The organism is Planomicrobium stackebrandtii, assembly GCF_030814955.1.
Lineage (GTDB): Bacteria > Bacillota > Bacilli > Bacillales_A > Planococcaceae > Planococcus > Planococcus stackebrandtii.
Genome location: NZ_JAUSWB010000004.1, coordinates 223,858 through 237,482, shown reverse-complemented (window position 1 = coordinate 237,482; position 13,625 = coordinate 223,858). Strand labels below are relative to the sequence as shown.

The window sequence follows — 13,625 nt, the reverse complement described above, 5'->3', positions numbered from 1 at the left end:
CCGATAGCTAAAACCTGGAGCAGCCAAAAGGCAATAAACATTAGTAGGCATTAAAATAAAGCATAAAAAAACCTTGCGGGACGTTCCGCAAGGTTTACTTATACTTCTTGTCGCTCTGGCTGTGCTTTTCCGCTTCACTGAATCCGCCTCTGGCTTTTCCGACTTCCGGATTTTGCTGAGTAGTAAAAGAATTATGTTTTTCATCTTTGACTAATGTAGGATCCTGCGTGAATGTTTCTCCCCGCGCAAAGCGGTCTTCCTGTTCGTCAAAGTTATTGTCGACCGAATTAATGAATTGCTGTCTTTGAAGATCATTTGGATCTTCCTGTTCTGCAGCTATTTCATTACTTGAAATCGTATCCAGTATGGTTTTGTTTTGGTCATCCATATATAGAAGAATTCCGCCTTTAGCAAGATCGGCGGTGTAACGTTCTGTTTCAGATTCTGAAAGATTAAGTGATTTAACTCCTTCACGGACGCCGCTTTCTCCAGAAACGAATCCTTTGAATTTGTCAGCGAATGTATCAACTTCTTTTTTGTCGAACGAATAGTTTTCGAAGTGTGAAATATCTTTAGCCATAATATGAAGATCTTTTTCCTTATAGCCAGTTCTCTTTAAATCTTCTATTTTATTCACCAAGTCATTTTCTGAAAACACTACTGTCAATACCGTTTTTTCCGAACTCATAAGAAAACCTCCATTGATTTAGTAAAATATTCTATTCTTTCTTTACCCATTAATAAAGATTCCATAACCTTGCCTATTAATAAGACTTAGTAAGGTTTCTATAATCCCTAAGTTTTCAGACTAAAACATGCTCGTGGAACAAATTTTATAGCTGATTGTTGATAGAACCGTATAAATAAAGGGAATCTAATTATTTTATAATTAAGCAGTATATTATACCTATATTTGTTGCTAATATGAGTGTTTTTTCAATCAACATTTACCGTAGTAGGCTTATTTTACCTTTTTTAGTTTTTTTCAAAATTACAAAGTAAAAAAGCAGTTTATTTCGAAAATTGATGCTATCATGAATGAAAGATATTTACACAAAGTAAAATATGGGACATGGAGGCGGCAATTATCGTACTTGGCGATCTATTTTCTTCTTACTTTTCGGATGGTCCGAGGAAGGCAGAAAACAACTCTCCTACATGGATGACTGAAGTACTGCCCTTGCAAAAGGAAAGGAGAGCAGTAATGGACACGGGAATGCGTTTGAAATACCATCGATTAAAACAAAAAATAAGTTTGGAAGAAGCAGCTTCTGGAATATTGTCTCCAAGAGAATTGAAAAAAATTGAAAGTGAAATTAAGGATCCGACTTTAAAAGACTTGGAAGCATTATGCAAAAAACTGGAAATACCTTTAGCGCCAAAAGATAACCCTATTGGAAAAGTACTTGTGAAGAATTTCAAAAATTCATTATTGCACCCTCAAAACAAAGCAAAAATTATGGAGCAGTATGCCGATATTCAAGGCCACCCTCTGCTTCATGCTGATGAAGATGTGGAATTGGAGTATAGTATCCAGCAAATCAGGTATTTTATTATCACTGGTGATTTAGAAAGTGCTGAAGAAAAAATTAAAGAAATGGAACGATTCAGAGAGTTTATGAATCAGGAGCAGTTTTACTTGTTTCACAAATACAATGGAAACTATAATTATATTCTCAATGACTTTGAGAAAGCATTGAAAACCTATCTGGTCGCTGAAAAAATAGCACCACATACTATCAACGCTTCTGAGATTGGTGATCTTTATTATTCGATCGGAATTTCCAGCACTAAGTGCAGAGAAACGGAAATGGCATTTAAGTATTCGGAAATGGCACTGAAAATTTATCAACAAGAGTTCATACCCAAACGTATAGTGGAGTGCCATTTAAATATTGCAATTTCTCATCAGCAGTTTGGTAACTTCAGAATGTCTATGGAGCATTATAAAAACGCCTTGACGATTGGAAATAAGTTAGAAATTGATATTTTACGATTCACCACAGAATACAATATTGGATATGCTTACTTCCTATTTCAAAATTACGAACTTGCAATTACTCATACAGAAAGTTCGTTAAAATATATACACCCTGAGTACCCTGCTGATATTTTAATAAGTTATTGTGTTTTGATTAAATGCAATTATGAACTTAAAAACTTTAATGCAGCTAAGGAATGGCTAAAAAAAGGTCTGCATATAGTGGAAAACAAAAAAATCAGTATTCATTCCCCCACGAATAAAGCTTTTAAGGAAGCTTACATTGAGTTCATATGTTTGGACCACTTAGTTAATAACAATTTTGATGAATTCGAAAACTATGTTTTAAATCAACTTGCCCCAAGTCTTGAAATTACAGAAAACTTTTTTGAGATGGGTTATTTTCTAGGTCATCTAGGAAATATTTATTATAAACAGGAAAAGTACAAAGAATCTGCAGAAATCATGAATAAAGCAAGAAAAGCATATAAAAATATAACTATCTTATTTTAGGGAGTGAAAGTAATGAAAAAAGGGATGACGGTATTATTTTTTTCAATTCTTGCAATAAGCACTTTATCATTTGGTAATAGTTCAGATACTGATTTTGCAGCGCAAGCTCGTGTTCCTGAGCCTTGGTCTGTTGGCACTGAAATCGCCGCACAAGCTCGTGTTCCTGAGCCCTGGTCTGTTGGCACTGAAGTCGCTGCACAAGCTCGCGTTCCTGAGCCTTGGTCTGTTGGCACTGAAGTCGCTGCACAAGCTCGTGTTCCTGAGCCTTGGTCTGTTGGCACTGAAGTCGCTGCGCAAGCTCGCGTTCCTGAGCCTTGGTCTGTTGGCACTGAAGTCGCTGCGCAAGCTCGCGTTCCTGAGCCTTGGTCTGTTAAAAATCAGCAGGCTTAATATTATAAAACTATGCTAGGTTGTCGCTTGTTTCATACAGCGGCAGCCTTTTTACTTTTTCGAATAAATTTAATATGATTATAGGCGGAGGAACTCACATGAAAAATGAAGATATCTTTATTTTACCTGCTAATTATAAAGTGGTGCGAAAAGTTAACTTATCCAAGGACAAGCATATAAACTTAGTGATACAACTTTGCTTTATTGTCATTGCCGGCATCCTAATGGGTTTGGCTTTTTGGATTGGCTTTCCACTGTCGAATAGTATGGACCTGCTTCCCTCCCTTTTAGTTACCGTTATTTTGATTTTGATGTACATGTCGCTCCATGAACTTACCCATGCATTTTTTATCAAATTTTTTTCCGGCAGACTTCCTTCGTTTCGAATCCGATTTCCTTTTCTGTCAATCGGCAGTGAAGCTTATTTTAATCGTAAGAAATTTATTATCATTGCTCTGGCACCAGCATTGGTCTGGGGTATAACGCTTGCTGCTTTGCTGTTTGTTGTTCCTTCACAGATTTTCTTCAGCGTTTATATACTGTTTATCGTCAACTTTGCTGGTTCAGCAGGTGATTACGTACAGTCATACATTGCGCTTAAAGCACCAACAGCAACGTTGTTTCAAGACAACGGAATAGAAACAACGATATATATGCTGGCAGACAATAAAAAAAATCCTGGGACTAATTAGTCTCAGGATTTTTTAATTTTAACTCTATTTTATTGCTTTACTGATTTTGTTTTTTATCCGTTAAACACTCATCTACAAAACGTTTAAAAATATTCATCGAAGCATCGTCGCCCTGAAGAGCAAATTCTTCCGGATGCCACTGAATTCCCATCGCGAACTGATGGTTCTTGCTTTCCAGTGCTTCCACCAGTCCGTCAGCAGCATAAGCCGCAACACTCAACTGATCTGACACATCTTTAACTCCCTGGTGGTGGAAAGAGTTAACATTGAATTTTTTTTCTTTCATAATATCATACAACAAACTATCGTCTTCTAAGATGACGGAGTGTGTACGATGAGTCCGCATCGCCATTTGTTTATGCTGATGCAGTTCTCCTTCAAATTGAGCTTCTAAGTCCTGATAATTTGTGCCTCCCAATGAAATATTGAACATTTGAAGGCCGCGGCACATTCCGATAAATGGCTTATCAAGCTCTAAAAACTCTATAATCAATTCTTTTTCATACTCATCACTGCCTGGATATACAGCCCCAAGACGCAAATGAGGTTCTTCCCCATACATAGTTGGATTGATATCGCCACCGCCAGTAACTATCAGTCCATCTAACCGCTCACACAGCAACGGGATATCTTCTTTGTCTACGATAGGGACAATTAGCGGCAAGCCGCCTGCCTGCAGAATTGCTCTGCCATATACCGGATCCAATGAATAGGTTTGATCTTCTTCTACTCGTGCTGTTATGCCGATAACCGGCTTATCTTTAACTGTCATTTTGAATTCCTCTTTTCTCATTAATCAACTTGTCCATCATCATCTATACCCGCTCTTTATAAATTATTAAACATTTCGCTGCTCCATGTGGTCAACACTGCCTCATTCTCGATTTACCGCTATAAGCCATCTACTGCAGTTTTGAATCAATAAAAAAAACCCTTTTAAGGGTATGATTCTACTAATTTCCGTTCTCTTCATCTGTTCCAGGGTCAAAGCGGAACCTGCTTAAATCGATTTGCCCATCTACATCCACTTCTACGCCTTCTCTTTGCAGCGAGGTCTTCTGGAAAAGCCGGGACTCTTCATCCCGCAACACTATCTGTCCCTGTGCATTAACTACTCTATGCCACGGCAAGTTATACTTTGCACTCATGCTGTGAAGTATTCTTGTCACTTGCCGGGCAGCACGCGGACTTCCCGCAGCCGCAGCAACTTGGCCGTAAGTCATAATTTTGCCAGATGGTATCCTCTTCATTACATCCAATGCTTTTTCAGTAAAAGTCTGCATTCTTTTCATCCATTCCATTTACATGTCTATTTCTTCTTACTTTTGACTTCCAGCAGTAAACTCCCATTTTTATATTCTTTTAGCAACTCTTGGGCAAACTCATATAATGGCAGCTTTCCAGTTTCTACATCCAATCCGCCACTTTCAGCGTGCTTGCACTTATAGTGTTCTACCATCCGCTCGATCAATTCTTCAAGCCCTTCTACCGACTGCTCATCTTCATGCTGGAGAGGCCGCGACAAATCGATCCCTTTTGCTTCGTTTAGATGGAGAAACTTCATCTGATCCAAACTATCGACTGCTTGATCAAAAAGTTGTTGATTTTTGTCCAGGCGGTAAAAGCTTCTCCAGAATACGAAAATTTCTTTGGCGACTCCCAGTTTTTTTGCTCCGAGAGAAGCATTCAAGCCTTCAACCACACAAATTTCGTACATAATCTTTCTTAATGACTTTTTATATTCTCTTTCCACTACACCTTTATACTGCATGTATCTCATCATTATACCTCCCCCGGAATAACTTCGATAGTTATGCTTTACTCCCTAAACAGCACTTCAGACATTTCGGTATCTTCGAACGATATCGTTTTCTTCCAAATAAACCAACCTATTATAGGTTTCCAAATCGTGTACTTGCTGCCCAATATAGAAAACAGCGGGTTTGCTATTCGCAATTTTTCTTTTTATTTTTCTCTCCCTATTTTGATCTCCTTGAAAATCACCGCCTAGATGAAAAAAAGCGTAGTAGTTTTCTTCTCCCCATTCAGCAACATTCAATAACAGCGTCCTCATGGTATTTTCACTGTCAGTTTCAGATAAGCTGCCATCCAAATGAAAGTAAATTGTGTCTTCCAACGCAAGAATATAGCATGCCGAAACCAATTTGTTTTCCTGGTAGGCTCCAAACAAATGAAGGTTGGGGCCCATTGAACTAATCAGTGTTTCAAAATAGTCATTGGTAAAAAAATAATAGCTGTCTGCTTCCTCTCTTCGTCTTGCAGCGGAGTAATATAGTACGAGAAACTCGAACATATGACGAACAGTTCCAAGTTTTTTCACCACTAGATCTGTTTCTTTTTCAGATTCACCATCAGCGAGTTCGGAATTTAACGCAGAAGAGAAATAATCTTTTAGTTTTATTGAGAAAGTTTCATACAGTGGAGAAAGTTTTAGGTGATCTTTAAAAAATTGAGCATTTTCTTTAAGAGGATGGAAACGTATATATTCGACCACAATCTTTTCATTATTGCAGTATTCAATGAAAGCTTTTCTGAAATTGGCAGCCAGATTCGCACTGCTTTTCCCTATTTTTAATATTGGCCCTCCATAGCCGAAAGGTGTTGTGACGTCAAAATATGGTGCATCTTCATTACTTATCTGTCTTTTAATGAAGGGGTAAGCAACTTCTCCATCATCGTCTTTATAATAAAAAAGCAAAGCTTCTCCTGGATCTAATTTCAAAGCACTTAAAAAGTATTGGCTGGTATAGTAGATATCGGATATTTGTAAAATATCAAGAATCCTTTGCCAACGGCTGTGCTCTCGTATTGGTATTAACTCATACATACATTCCACCCCTGCTTCACCTAAAAAATCATTTGAACACTGTCTGCATTTGATTTTCTTTTTTTCTTAGATCTCTATTTGTAGTCTTTACAGAACCTTCTACTGCCAAAGGAATAAATTTGATCAGAACGCTGAAAGCAAATCCAGAAGCTGCAGCAATAAAGAGGCCAAGCAATAGCCCGCTCTGGATGGGGACAGCCTTTGTTTCTTCAAATGATGCCTGCGAAATAACACTGATATGATCCGCTTTTAATGATTTTTTTACTTCGTTCTGAAAAATGAAGGATAGCCTATTTGCAATTAGAACTACCTGTTGGCTGTCTTCGGATAAAACAGTAATTGTTAAGACCGGTGAATTACTGGTGTAGCTTACCTGGATTTTCTGGCGCAGGTCGGCGATTGAATTTTTCAATTCCAGCTCCTTCGCTACTTTCCTTAATATATCCGAGCTTGTCGCAAAGCTTGCATAAGCCTCAATAATCTGTGAATCTATCCGATTGCTTTCCACTGCCCGATGTACAGTCGCCGGTGCTGACTCTTCAATGAGTATTTGGCTTGATGCCTGATACTCCGGATCAAGAATAAAAGCAAACACAGCCCATACTGCCAGCATAAGAAAAAGTGAGATTGAGACAGCAAACCTGAATTGATTGTTATTTTTTTGATATACCTGTTTTTTTGCTTTCGTGCCAATCATCCGGCCACTCCTCCTTTCATCACGACAGATGGATTTTTAGAATTTATTTCTAAAAATTCAGATTATTATAGTTCATTTATATCATAGTTTTTTGGTTCAATCTACACTTTTAAGGATATTTTTTTAATTATTCTCAAAAAACATAAGTCCTTAGTCTGCATTATAAAAAAATATTATAAATAAATCCTTAAAATTAGTATTTTATACCTAATTAAACTTTTTGCATGTCTAGCCTTAAGGCACACTTAATCTTTGTTAGTATTATGACAGCAACTTTTCACTAAAACTGATCAACTTTCTATAAATTCCTATTTATTTAACACCTGCGCAATATTAACAAAATAAAAAAGCATTTCTCATTTTAATGAAAAATGCTTCTGGCGCGAACCATTCCTAAGCGACCGCAACGAGTATTTCTACACACAAAAAAAGACTGCAGCCCTCCTCGAATGAATCGAGGTTGTCTACAGCCTGAGCATTTCTCATTTTACTGAGAAATGCTCTTTTTGTTATTCTTTCCACAAACCGATAATACCATTTCTGCGATAAATTATTTCTTTCGACTCAAGCGTCTTTAGTACTTTAGTTAAAGTTTGATGTGAGATATTGATGTCCGTCGTGATTTCCTTGATAGTTTTAAATAAGACACCTTCTGGTGAAGCATTTTTCATAAAATACTGCATGAATCTTTCTCCAATTTCCGCTGTTTTTTCAGTTTCTGATGAAAAATATTCACGACATTCATTTAGAATTTTCTCTTCGGAAAAGATTTTTGTATTTCTGCTCACTCGATTTTCCATTACTTTCATCTAACCACCTCCAAAAATTACAGCTCTTTAAGGCATGCTTATAATTTATATACCCTTTCTTTTTAAAAATATACATAGAATTTCAATAAATACTGATAATTCCAATATTAATTTTTATTATCCAGTTTAAGGGTTTTATTGTGTATTAAAGCCGGGATCTTAAAAATAAAAAAAACAGGAAAAACGTTCTTTTCCTGTTTTTCGTATTTTTTTATTTTTTCATTGCATCTTCAATAAAATCCTTCAGTACATGAATGCCTGTTATACAGTCATTTAGCGAAGACCACTCTTTCGGATTATGGCTGATGCCATCCTTGCTTCTGACAAATAGCATGGCCACTGGAATAAAGCGTCCGAGATTCATGGCATCGTGACCTGCCCCGCTTGGAATATAAATCGGCGAAATCCCAAATTTATTCAGCGAAGAAGCTAAGCGATTCTGCAGGTCTTCAGCGATCGGTACCGGCTGAATACGCGTATTCAGTTTAATATTGCTGTGGATCTCATGTTTCGCAGCAACTTTTTCCGCCTGTTCGATCACCTGATCGATGAGACGGTCTCTCGGTTCTTCCTTGATGTCCCGAATATCAACAAGCATTCTTACTTTCTCTGGTATGACATTCGCTCCATTCGGATAGACATCCATCTTTCCAACAGTTGCTACGGCTGTATCGCTGATTCCTTTTGGAAACTCAGGAATTGACTGGAGAAAGTCTGCCGCTGCTACGAGGCAATCCTTCCTGCCGATCATCGGTGTATTGCCAGCGTGTCCGGCTTCTCCTACAAATTCCACTTCGAGCCAAGCTGGTCCAGCGATGCCACTGACGATTCCGACTGGTTCATTTGCTTTTTCCAATTTCTTTCCTTGTTCAATATGCACTTCCACGAACAATTCCAGCTCGCTTATATCTCTTTTAGCTGCTCTAAAAGCATCCAGCGTACTGCCGTAATGCGCTAGAACCTGTTCGAGGGTCTCTCCGTTATAATCCCGCAGCTGTGCCATTTCTTCTTCTGAAATAGCTCCGGTCATTGCTTGGCTTCCTGTTAATCCACTGTTGAAACGAGAGCCTTCTTCATCCGAAAAAACAATGATTTCATATGGTTTTTCAGGGATATACCCAGTTTCCTTCCAGGATTCCACGACTTCAAGAGCCGATAAAACTCCAAGAGGCCCATCAAAATTCCCGCCATTTGGAACACTGTCAACATGAGATCCAGATGCGATTGCCGCCCCTTCGTTCTTGCCTTCCAACCGAGCCGTGATATTGCCTGCTCCATCTTCAGAAACCGCTAAACCCGCACTAGCCATCCATTTTTTCACCAGTGTTTTTGCTTCTTTTTCTTCATTAGAAAAGCCTGGCCGTTTCACACCGCCAATCTGGACAAATCCAATCTTGGATAATTCGAACAACCGTTTTGCAATACGCTCTCCATTGATGCCCGAATGATCAAGGCTGTTATCATAGTCTTTCATTAAGTCTTCATATAAAGGATTGTCATTGTCTACTGGCATAGTTTCCTCCTTGATTTTGGCTATCTTATTTAGTTAAAAATGACCATGCATACTGGGCGTAGAGTTCTGCACCTGTAGCCATTGCATCTTCATCAATATTAAACTTTCCGTGGTGATGTGCCCATTCGGTATCTTTTTCCGGATTTCCGCTTCCTACCAATGCAAAGCTGCCTGGCACTTCATCGAGATAAAATGAAAAATCCTCTCCACCCATAGTCGGTTTTTCATCATAAATCGAATCTGCACCAAATGCCTCAATTGCCACTTGCCTTACCAATTGGGCACTTTCAGTACCATTAATCACAGCTTGCGTTCCTCTAATGTATTCAACTTCTGCAGTTCCGCCATATATTGCAGCAGTATGGTCAGCATACACCTTTAACTGCTTTTCAATATGGTCGCGGATGGAAGGGTCAAAACATCTGACAGTGCCTTCAATTTCCGCATTTTCCGCGATGATATTAAAACGGGTTCCAACGACCATCTTCCCAACGGTTACTACCGCCGACTGCTGAGGATCAATTGTGCGGGAGACCACCGACTGCACATTCATAACGAATGAGGAAGCGATAATTGCTGCATCGATGCAGGCTTGCGGCATCGCTCCGTGACCTCCCTGCCCTTTAAAATGCACCTTAAAAATATCTGCCGAAGCAAATGAAGCTCCAGGATTGCAGGAAACCGTGTTCGAAGAGCTTTGAGACCAGATGTGAATGCCGAAAACATCATCAACACCTGCTACTGCACCTTGCTCAACCATGGCCTTAGCTCCAGTTGCAACTTCTTCGGCAGGCTGGAAAATAAACCGGACATTTCCTGGAATCTCTTGCTTCACACTAACTAAAGCTTTTGCTGCAGCCAAGAGCATCGAAGTATGCGCATCGTGTCCACAGGCATGCATCTTCCCTAGTTCTCTTGATTTGTATGGCAAATCTACATTTAATTCCTCAACAGATAATGCGTCCATATCGGCACGAAGTGCGACCGTCTTTCCTGCTTTTCCACCCTTTAGTTCTCCGATTACACCGGTTGGCTCTGTTTTGCGTGCTTCAATTCCAAGTTCCGTTAAATAATCGTAAACAAATTGAGAAGTTTGGAACTCTTCCCACGATAACTCCGGTTCACTGTGAAGCTTGCGGCGATTTTGAATCATTTCTTCGTTGTTTTCTTTAATGGAATTTTTTATCGTTTGGTTAATCACGTTGAATTCCCTCCAATTCTATAGGAAGCCGACGAATATGCCGGCCAATATAACAGAAACGATGGTTACGGTGATAAAACCTGCCACAAGCATTGGCGGCAGCATATGGCTAGTTAAAACTTCGCGTTCTTCTTCGTCTTTTGTCAACGAATTGATCACTTCCACAGTGATGATATAATCTGCAGGGAATCCATAAAGTGCAGTCAAAGAAACCGCAAAGGCCATTTCTTTGCTGACTTTAAGAAGTTTTCCAATAATAAATGAAAAGATGTACATGCCGACTACACCAATAACGATACAGCCGATTAATGGATAAAGAATTTCCAGCATCATGCTTGGAGTTGCATTTTTTAAACCGTCGAAAATATAAAGCAACAAACCCATAATTGCAAACCCAAAACCGTTCGCTTTCTGAAGCGGGTGGCGTTCCAAAAAGCCGATGCTGCGAGCAATAACACCAAACAGCAAACATAGGACAAACGGGCTGATTTCTACAATTGGTGCAGCAAGCGTCGATGTCAGGTAAGCCAGGTATCCAACCAATGCCAACCGGAAAAACTTAAAGAAATCGGTATTATACTTTTCCGGCATATTCGCAAACATGCGCGGTTCCTTGACAGTTTTGCCAGTTGCCCCTTTTTGTTCACCAGGCAATTGTTTTGCGGTCAGTTCATTGTTTCTGTATTTGTTTAGTAAGTTTTGCCCTTCTTTTTTCAGCATGATCGAAGTCAACGGATATCCAGCAAATCCTTGCACCACATAAATTACGATTGCAAAGACTGCCAAAGTTGGAAGACCTGCGGCAGCTGCTCCCTCTGACATGATTAGCGCAGATACCAATCCACCGACTAACGGCGGGATTGCCACTACAACTGTATTAAAATCGAACAGCAAAATCCCGATACTGAATAATGCTGCAATAATTCCGAGTATGCCGGCTAAGGCAATCAAGATGGTTTTCCACTGATTTTTCAGTTCTTCTAAAGATAACAAAGTACCCATATTCGTAATTAATAAATAAATGAGCATGACGGCTACCGCAGGTGGAATACCTGCGATTGCAACGATTTCAGGAGGAAAGAACGTCCAATATCCCAGTAGGAACAGAACCCCACTGACAAAAATGGAAGGAATCCAAGCTTTGGTGCGAGTAGAAATTGCCTCGCCGATAAATAATACAAGAATCAAAATTGTTAACGCGAGCATCTGAGCCATGTTTTGTTCCTCCTCTTTCTTTCTCAAATAGCAAATACACTATTCTCTTCAAAGCTTTATATTGAAGATTTTAATAATGTTGCAATAGTAGCACAATATCGCAGCATAATAAATAGAATAAAACGACTATTTTGAAATAACATTAAATTGAATAATCATTCATTTTCTGGCGTTTTTAGTTTTTCACTCTGATATATGGCTTGTCCTTACTTCCTAAAAAACTTTATAGCTCTTTTCCTGGCTGTACCTCAAACGTTTACTTGCCAGACATTAGAGGTATTTATTAGGATAAGTGAAAACTCAAAGGAGGAGTCAAGCAAATGAATGGCAAACACTATATCAATGGCGAGTGGACAGAAACAGGCGACGGAAAGATTGAAGTAACGAATCCGGCAACCGGCGAAATTGTGGGTTCAGTACCTAATGGGGGCGAGGAAGAAGCTACAGCAGCAGTTGAAGCTGCTGCTGCCGCCTTTCCGGAATGGTCGAAGACGACAGCCTATCACCGCGCTGAACTTTTGATGAAATGGCATGATCTGTTGCTAGAACATAAAGAAGAGATTGGAGAAATCCTGACAAAGGAAATGGGCAAACCTTTAGCCGAAGCTATCGGTGAAATCGAGTATTCAGCTTCATTTGTCTCCTGGTTTGCAGAAGAAGGCAAGCGCATGTATGGCCGGACCATTCCAGCCAGCAAAGAAGGAAAACGGATTCAAATCAACAAACAGCCGGTCGGTGTTGTGGTATCCATCACGCCATGGAATTTCCCTGCCGCAATGATGGCCAGAAAAATGGCACCCGCTCTTGCTGCTGGCTGTACATTTGTTGCCAAACCGGCAAAAATGACTCCATTAACTGCTGTTAAAATGTATGAGCTTGCAATTGAAGCTGGATTTCCTAAAGGTGTCATCAATCTGGTGACGGGCAGTGCCAGCAAAATCGGCAAAGTATTTACCAGCCATCCGGATGTCCGAAAACTGACCTTTACCGGATCGACTGAAATCGGCAAGGAACTGATGAAGCAGGCTTCAGAAACCATGTTGAACCTGTCTCTTGAGTTGGGCGGACATGCTCCAATCATCGTTTTGGAAGATGCAGATATGGACCTGGCGGTTGAAGGAGTCATGGCTTCAAAATTTCGGAACGCCGGACAAACCTGCGTTTGCGGAAACCGGATTTATGTGCAGCAAAGCATCGTTAAAGAGTTTTCACAAAAGCTCCAGAAGGCAGCTGGCAACTTAAAAGTCGGCAACGGATTGGACAAAGGTGTCCAAATCGGACCACTGGTTGACAAGGACGGCTATGAAAAAGTCGAAAAGCATGTCAGCGATGCAGTCGAAAAAGGAGCTACCGTTCTGGTTGGCGGCGACGGCCGTTCAGAGAACAATGCCTATTTCTACAACCCGACAGTTTTGGTGGACGCCACTTCGGATATGCTGGTCATGAACGAAGAAACTTTCGGCCCTGTCGCTCCGATCATGTCTTTTGAAACAGACGAAGAAGCTGTCAAACTGGCAAATGATACGCGCTTTGGCCTGGCAGCTTACTTCTTCACCCAGAGCATGTCCCGCGGCACTTATTTATCCGAGAATCTCGATTATGGAATTGTCGGATGGAATGACGGAGCCCCATCTACAGCACAAGCTCCCTTCGGCGGAATGAAAGAAAGCGGCGTCGGGCGTGAGGGCGGACAAGAAGGCTTGGATGCATTCCTGGAAACGAAATACATTTCTATAAAAGTATAAGGAGAACATCTGCAATTTAAA

14 protein-coding genes are annotated in these 13,625 nt (G+C 39.9%); 4 read left to right on the top strand and 10 right to left on the bottom strand.

Annotated elements, in window-relative coordinates; translation table 11 throughout:
* Positions 1–94 precede the first annotated feature (94 nt).
* Entirely contained in the window at positions 95–688 is a 594-nt protein-coding gene (locus tag QOZ98_RS09005; protein WP_308787147.1) for a general stress protein, read from the bottom strand.
* 384 nt (positions 689–1,072) lie between these two features.
* Between QOZ98_RS09005 and QOZ98_RS09000 the strand changes: the two genes are divergently transcribed.
* The 3 genes from QOZ98_RS09000 (at position 1,073) to QOZ98_RS08990 (ending at position 3,576) form a co-directional block, all read left to right on the top strand.
* Complete coding sequence (locus QOZ98_RS09000) at positions 1,073–2,494, top strand: helix-turn-helix transcriptional regulator (protein ID WP_308787146.1); 1,422 nt, start codon at positions 1,073–1,075, stop codon at positions 2,492–2,494.
* Positions 2,495–2,506: 12 nt separating this feature from the next.
* Positions 2,507–2,884 (top strand): hypothetical protein, encoded by a 378-nt coding sequence (locus QOZ98_RS08995; protein ID WP_308787145.1) that lies wholly within the window; start codon positions 2,507–2,509, stop codon positions 2,882–2,884.
* A gap of 98 nt (positions 2,885–2,982) precedes the next feature.
* Complete coding sequence (locus QOZ98_RS08990) at positions 2,983–3,576, top strand: DUF3267 domain-containing protein (protein WP_308787144.1); 594 nt, start codon at positions 2,983–2,985, stop codon at positions 3,574–3,576.
* A 37-nt stretch (positions 3,577–3,613) separates the two neighbouring features.
* On the opposite strand, the gene QOZ98_RS08985 is transcribed toward QOZ98_RS08990, so the two are convergent.
* From QOZ98_RS08985 to QOZ98_RS08945, 9 genes are all read right to left on the bottom strand, one after another.
* Positions 3,614–4,348 carry a gamma-glutamyl-gamma-aminobutyrate hydrolase family protein gene (locus QOZ98_RS08985; RefSeq protein ID WP_308787143.1) on the bottom strand — a complete coding sequence of 245 codons (735 nt, stop codon included), beginning with the start codon at positions 4,346–4,348 and terminating at the stop codon, positions 3,614–3,616.
* Between the two features lie 181 nt (positions 4,349–4,529).
* Entirely contained in the window at positions 4,530–4,859 is a 330-nt protein-coding gene (locus QOZ98_RS08980; protein WP_308787142.1) for an MGMT family protein, read from the bottom strand.
* Between the two features lie 26 nt (positions 4,860–4,885).
* Positions 4,886–5,356, bottom strand: coding sequence for a hypothetical protein (locus QOZ98_RS08975; protein ID WP_308787141.1), 471 nt, complete (start codon positions 5,354–5,356; stop codon positions 4,886–4,888).
* A 57-nt stretch (positions 5,357–5,413) separates the two neighbouring features.
* Complete coding sequence (locus tag QOZ98_RS08970; RefSeq protein ID WP_308787140.1) at positions 5,414–6,424, bottom strand: GNAT family N-acetyltransferase; 1,011 nt, start codon at positions 6,422–6,424, stop codon at positions 5,414–5,416.
* 28 nt (positions 6,425–6,452) lie between these two features.
* Complete coding sequence (locus QOZ98_RS08965; protein WP_308787139.1) at positions 6,453–7,121, bottom strand: YveK family protein; 669 nt, start codon at positions 7,119–7,121, stop codon at positions 6,453–6,455.
* A 509-nt stretch (positions 7,122–7,630) separates the two neighbouring features.
* Positions 7,631–7,930 carry a hypothetical protein gene (locus tag QOZ98_RS08960; RefSeq protein ID WP_308787138.1) on the bottom strand — a complete coding sequence of 100 codons (300 nt, stop codon included), beginning with the start codon at positions 7,928–7,930 and terminating at the stop codon, positions 7,631–7,633.
* Between the two features lie 211 nt (positions 7,931–8,141).
* Positions 8,142–9,443: a Zn-dependent hydrolase gene (locus tag QOZ98_RS08955; protein WP_308787137.1), complete on the bottom strand. Its 1,302-nt coding sequence runs from the start codon at positions 9,441–9,443 to the stop codon at positions 8,142–8,144.
* 25 nt (positions 9,444–9,468) lie between these two features.
* Positions 9,469–10,596, bottom strand: coding sequence for an amidohydrolase (locus QOZ98_RS08950; RefSeq protein ID WP_308787277.1), 1,128 nt, complete (start codon positions 10,594–10,596; stop codon positions 9,469–9,471).
* A 66-nt stretch (positions 10,597–10,662) separates the two neighbouring features.
* Positions 10,663–11,859: a hypothetical protein gene (locus QOZ98_RS08945; RefSeq protein WP_308787136.1), complete on the bottom strand. Its 1,197-nt coding sequence runs from the start codon at positions 11,857–11,859 to the stop codon at positions 10,663–10,665.
* Between the two features lie 320 nt (positions 11,860–12,179).
* Here QOZ98_RS08945 and QOZ98_RS08940 point away from each other — a divergent pair, with 320 nt between their 5' ends.
* Positions 12,180–13,604 (top strand): NAD-dependent succinate-semialdehyde dehydrogenase, encoded by a 1,425-nt coding sequence (locus tag QOZ98_RS08940; protein WP_308787135.1) that lies wholly within the window; start codon positions 12,180–12,182, stop codon positions 13,602–13,604.
* The last annotated feature ends 21 nt before the right edge of the window (positions 13,605–13,625 follow it).

What these genes read in the sequence shown, in the direction of transcription:
- QOZ98_RS08995 (WP_308787145.1), top strand. Translation starts at nt 2,507, where the DNA reads ATGAAAAAAGGGATGACGGTATTATTTTTTTCAATTCTTGCAATAAGC.
- QOZ98_RS08985 (WP_308787143.1), bottom strand. Translation starts at nt 4,348, where the DNA reads ATGACAGTTAAAGATAAGCCGGTTATCGGCATAACAGCACGAGTAGAA.
- QOZ98_RS08980 (WP_308787142.1), bottom strand. Translation starts at nt 4,859, where the DNA reads ATGCAGACTTTTACTGAAAAAGCATTGGATGTAATGAAGAGGATACCA.
- QOZ98_RS08940 (WP_308787135.1), top strand. Translation starts at nt 12,180, where the DNA reads ATGAATGGCAAACACTATATCAATGGCGAGTGGACAGAAACAGGCGAC.
- QOZ98_RS09000 (WP_308787146.1), top strand. Translation starts at nt 1,073, where the DNA reads ATGGAGGCGGCAATTATCGTACTTGGCGATCTATTTTCTTCTTACTTT.
- QOZ98_RS09005 (WP_308787147.1), bottom strand. Translation starts at nt 688, where the DNA reads ATGAGTTCGGAAAAAACGGTATTGACAGTAGTGTTTTCAGAAAATGAC.
- QOZ98_RS08965 (WP_308787139.1), bottom strand. Translation starts at nt 7,121, where the DNA reads ATGATTGGCACGAAAGCAAAAAAACAGGTATATCAAAAAAATAACAAT.
- QOZ98_RS08945 (WP_308787136.1), bottom strand. Translation starts at nt 11,859, where the DNA reads ATGGCTCAGATGCTCGCGTTAACAATTTTGATTCTTGTATTATTTATC.
- QOZ98_RS08955 (WP_308787137.1), bottom strand. Translation starts at nt 9,443, where the DNA reads ATGCCAGTAGACAATGACAATCCTTTATATGAAGACTTAATGAAAGAC.
- QOZ98_RS08950 (WP_308787277.1), bottom strand. Translation starts at nt 10,596, where the DNA reads ATGATTCAAAATCGCCGCAAGCTTCACAGTGAACCGGAGTTATCGTGG.
- QOZ98_RS08990 (WP_308787144.1), top strand. Translation starts at nt 2,983, where the DNA reads ATGAAAAATGAAGATATCTTTATTTTACCTGCTAATTATAAAGTGGTG.
- QOZ98_RS08970 (WP_308787140.1), bottom strand. Translation starts at nt 6,424, where the DNA reads ATGTATGAGTTAATACCAATACGAGAGCACAGCCGTTGGCAAAGGATT.
- QOZ98_RS08960 (WP_308787138.1), bottom strand. Translation starts at nt 7,930, where the DNA reads ATGAAAGTAATGGAAAATCGAGTGAGCAGAAATACAAAAATCTTTTCC.
- QOZ98_RS08975 (WP_308787141.1), bottom strand. Translation starts at nt 5,356, where the DNA reads ATGAGATACATGCAGTATAAAGGTGTAGTGGAAAGAGAATATAAAAAG.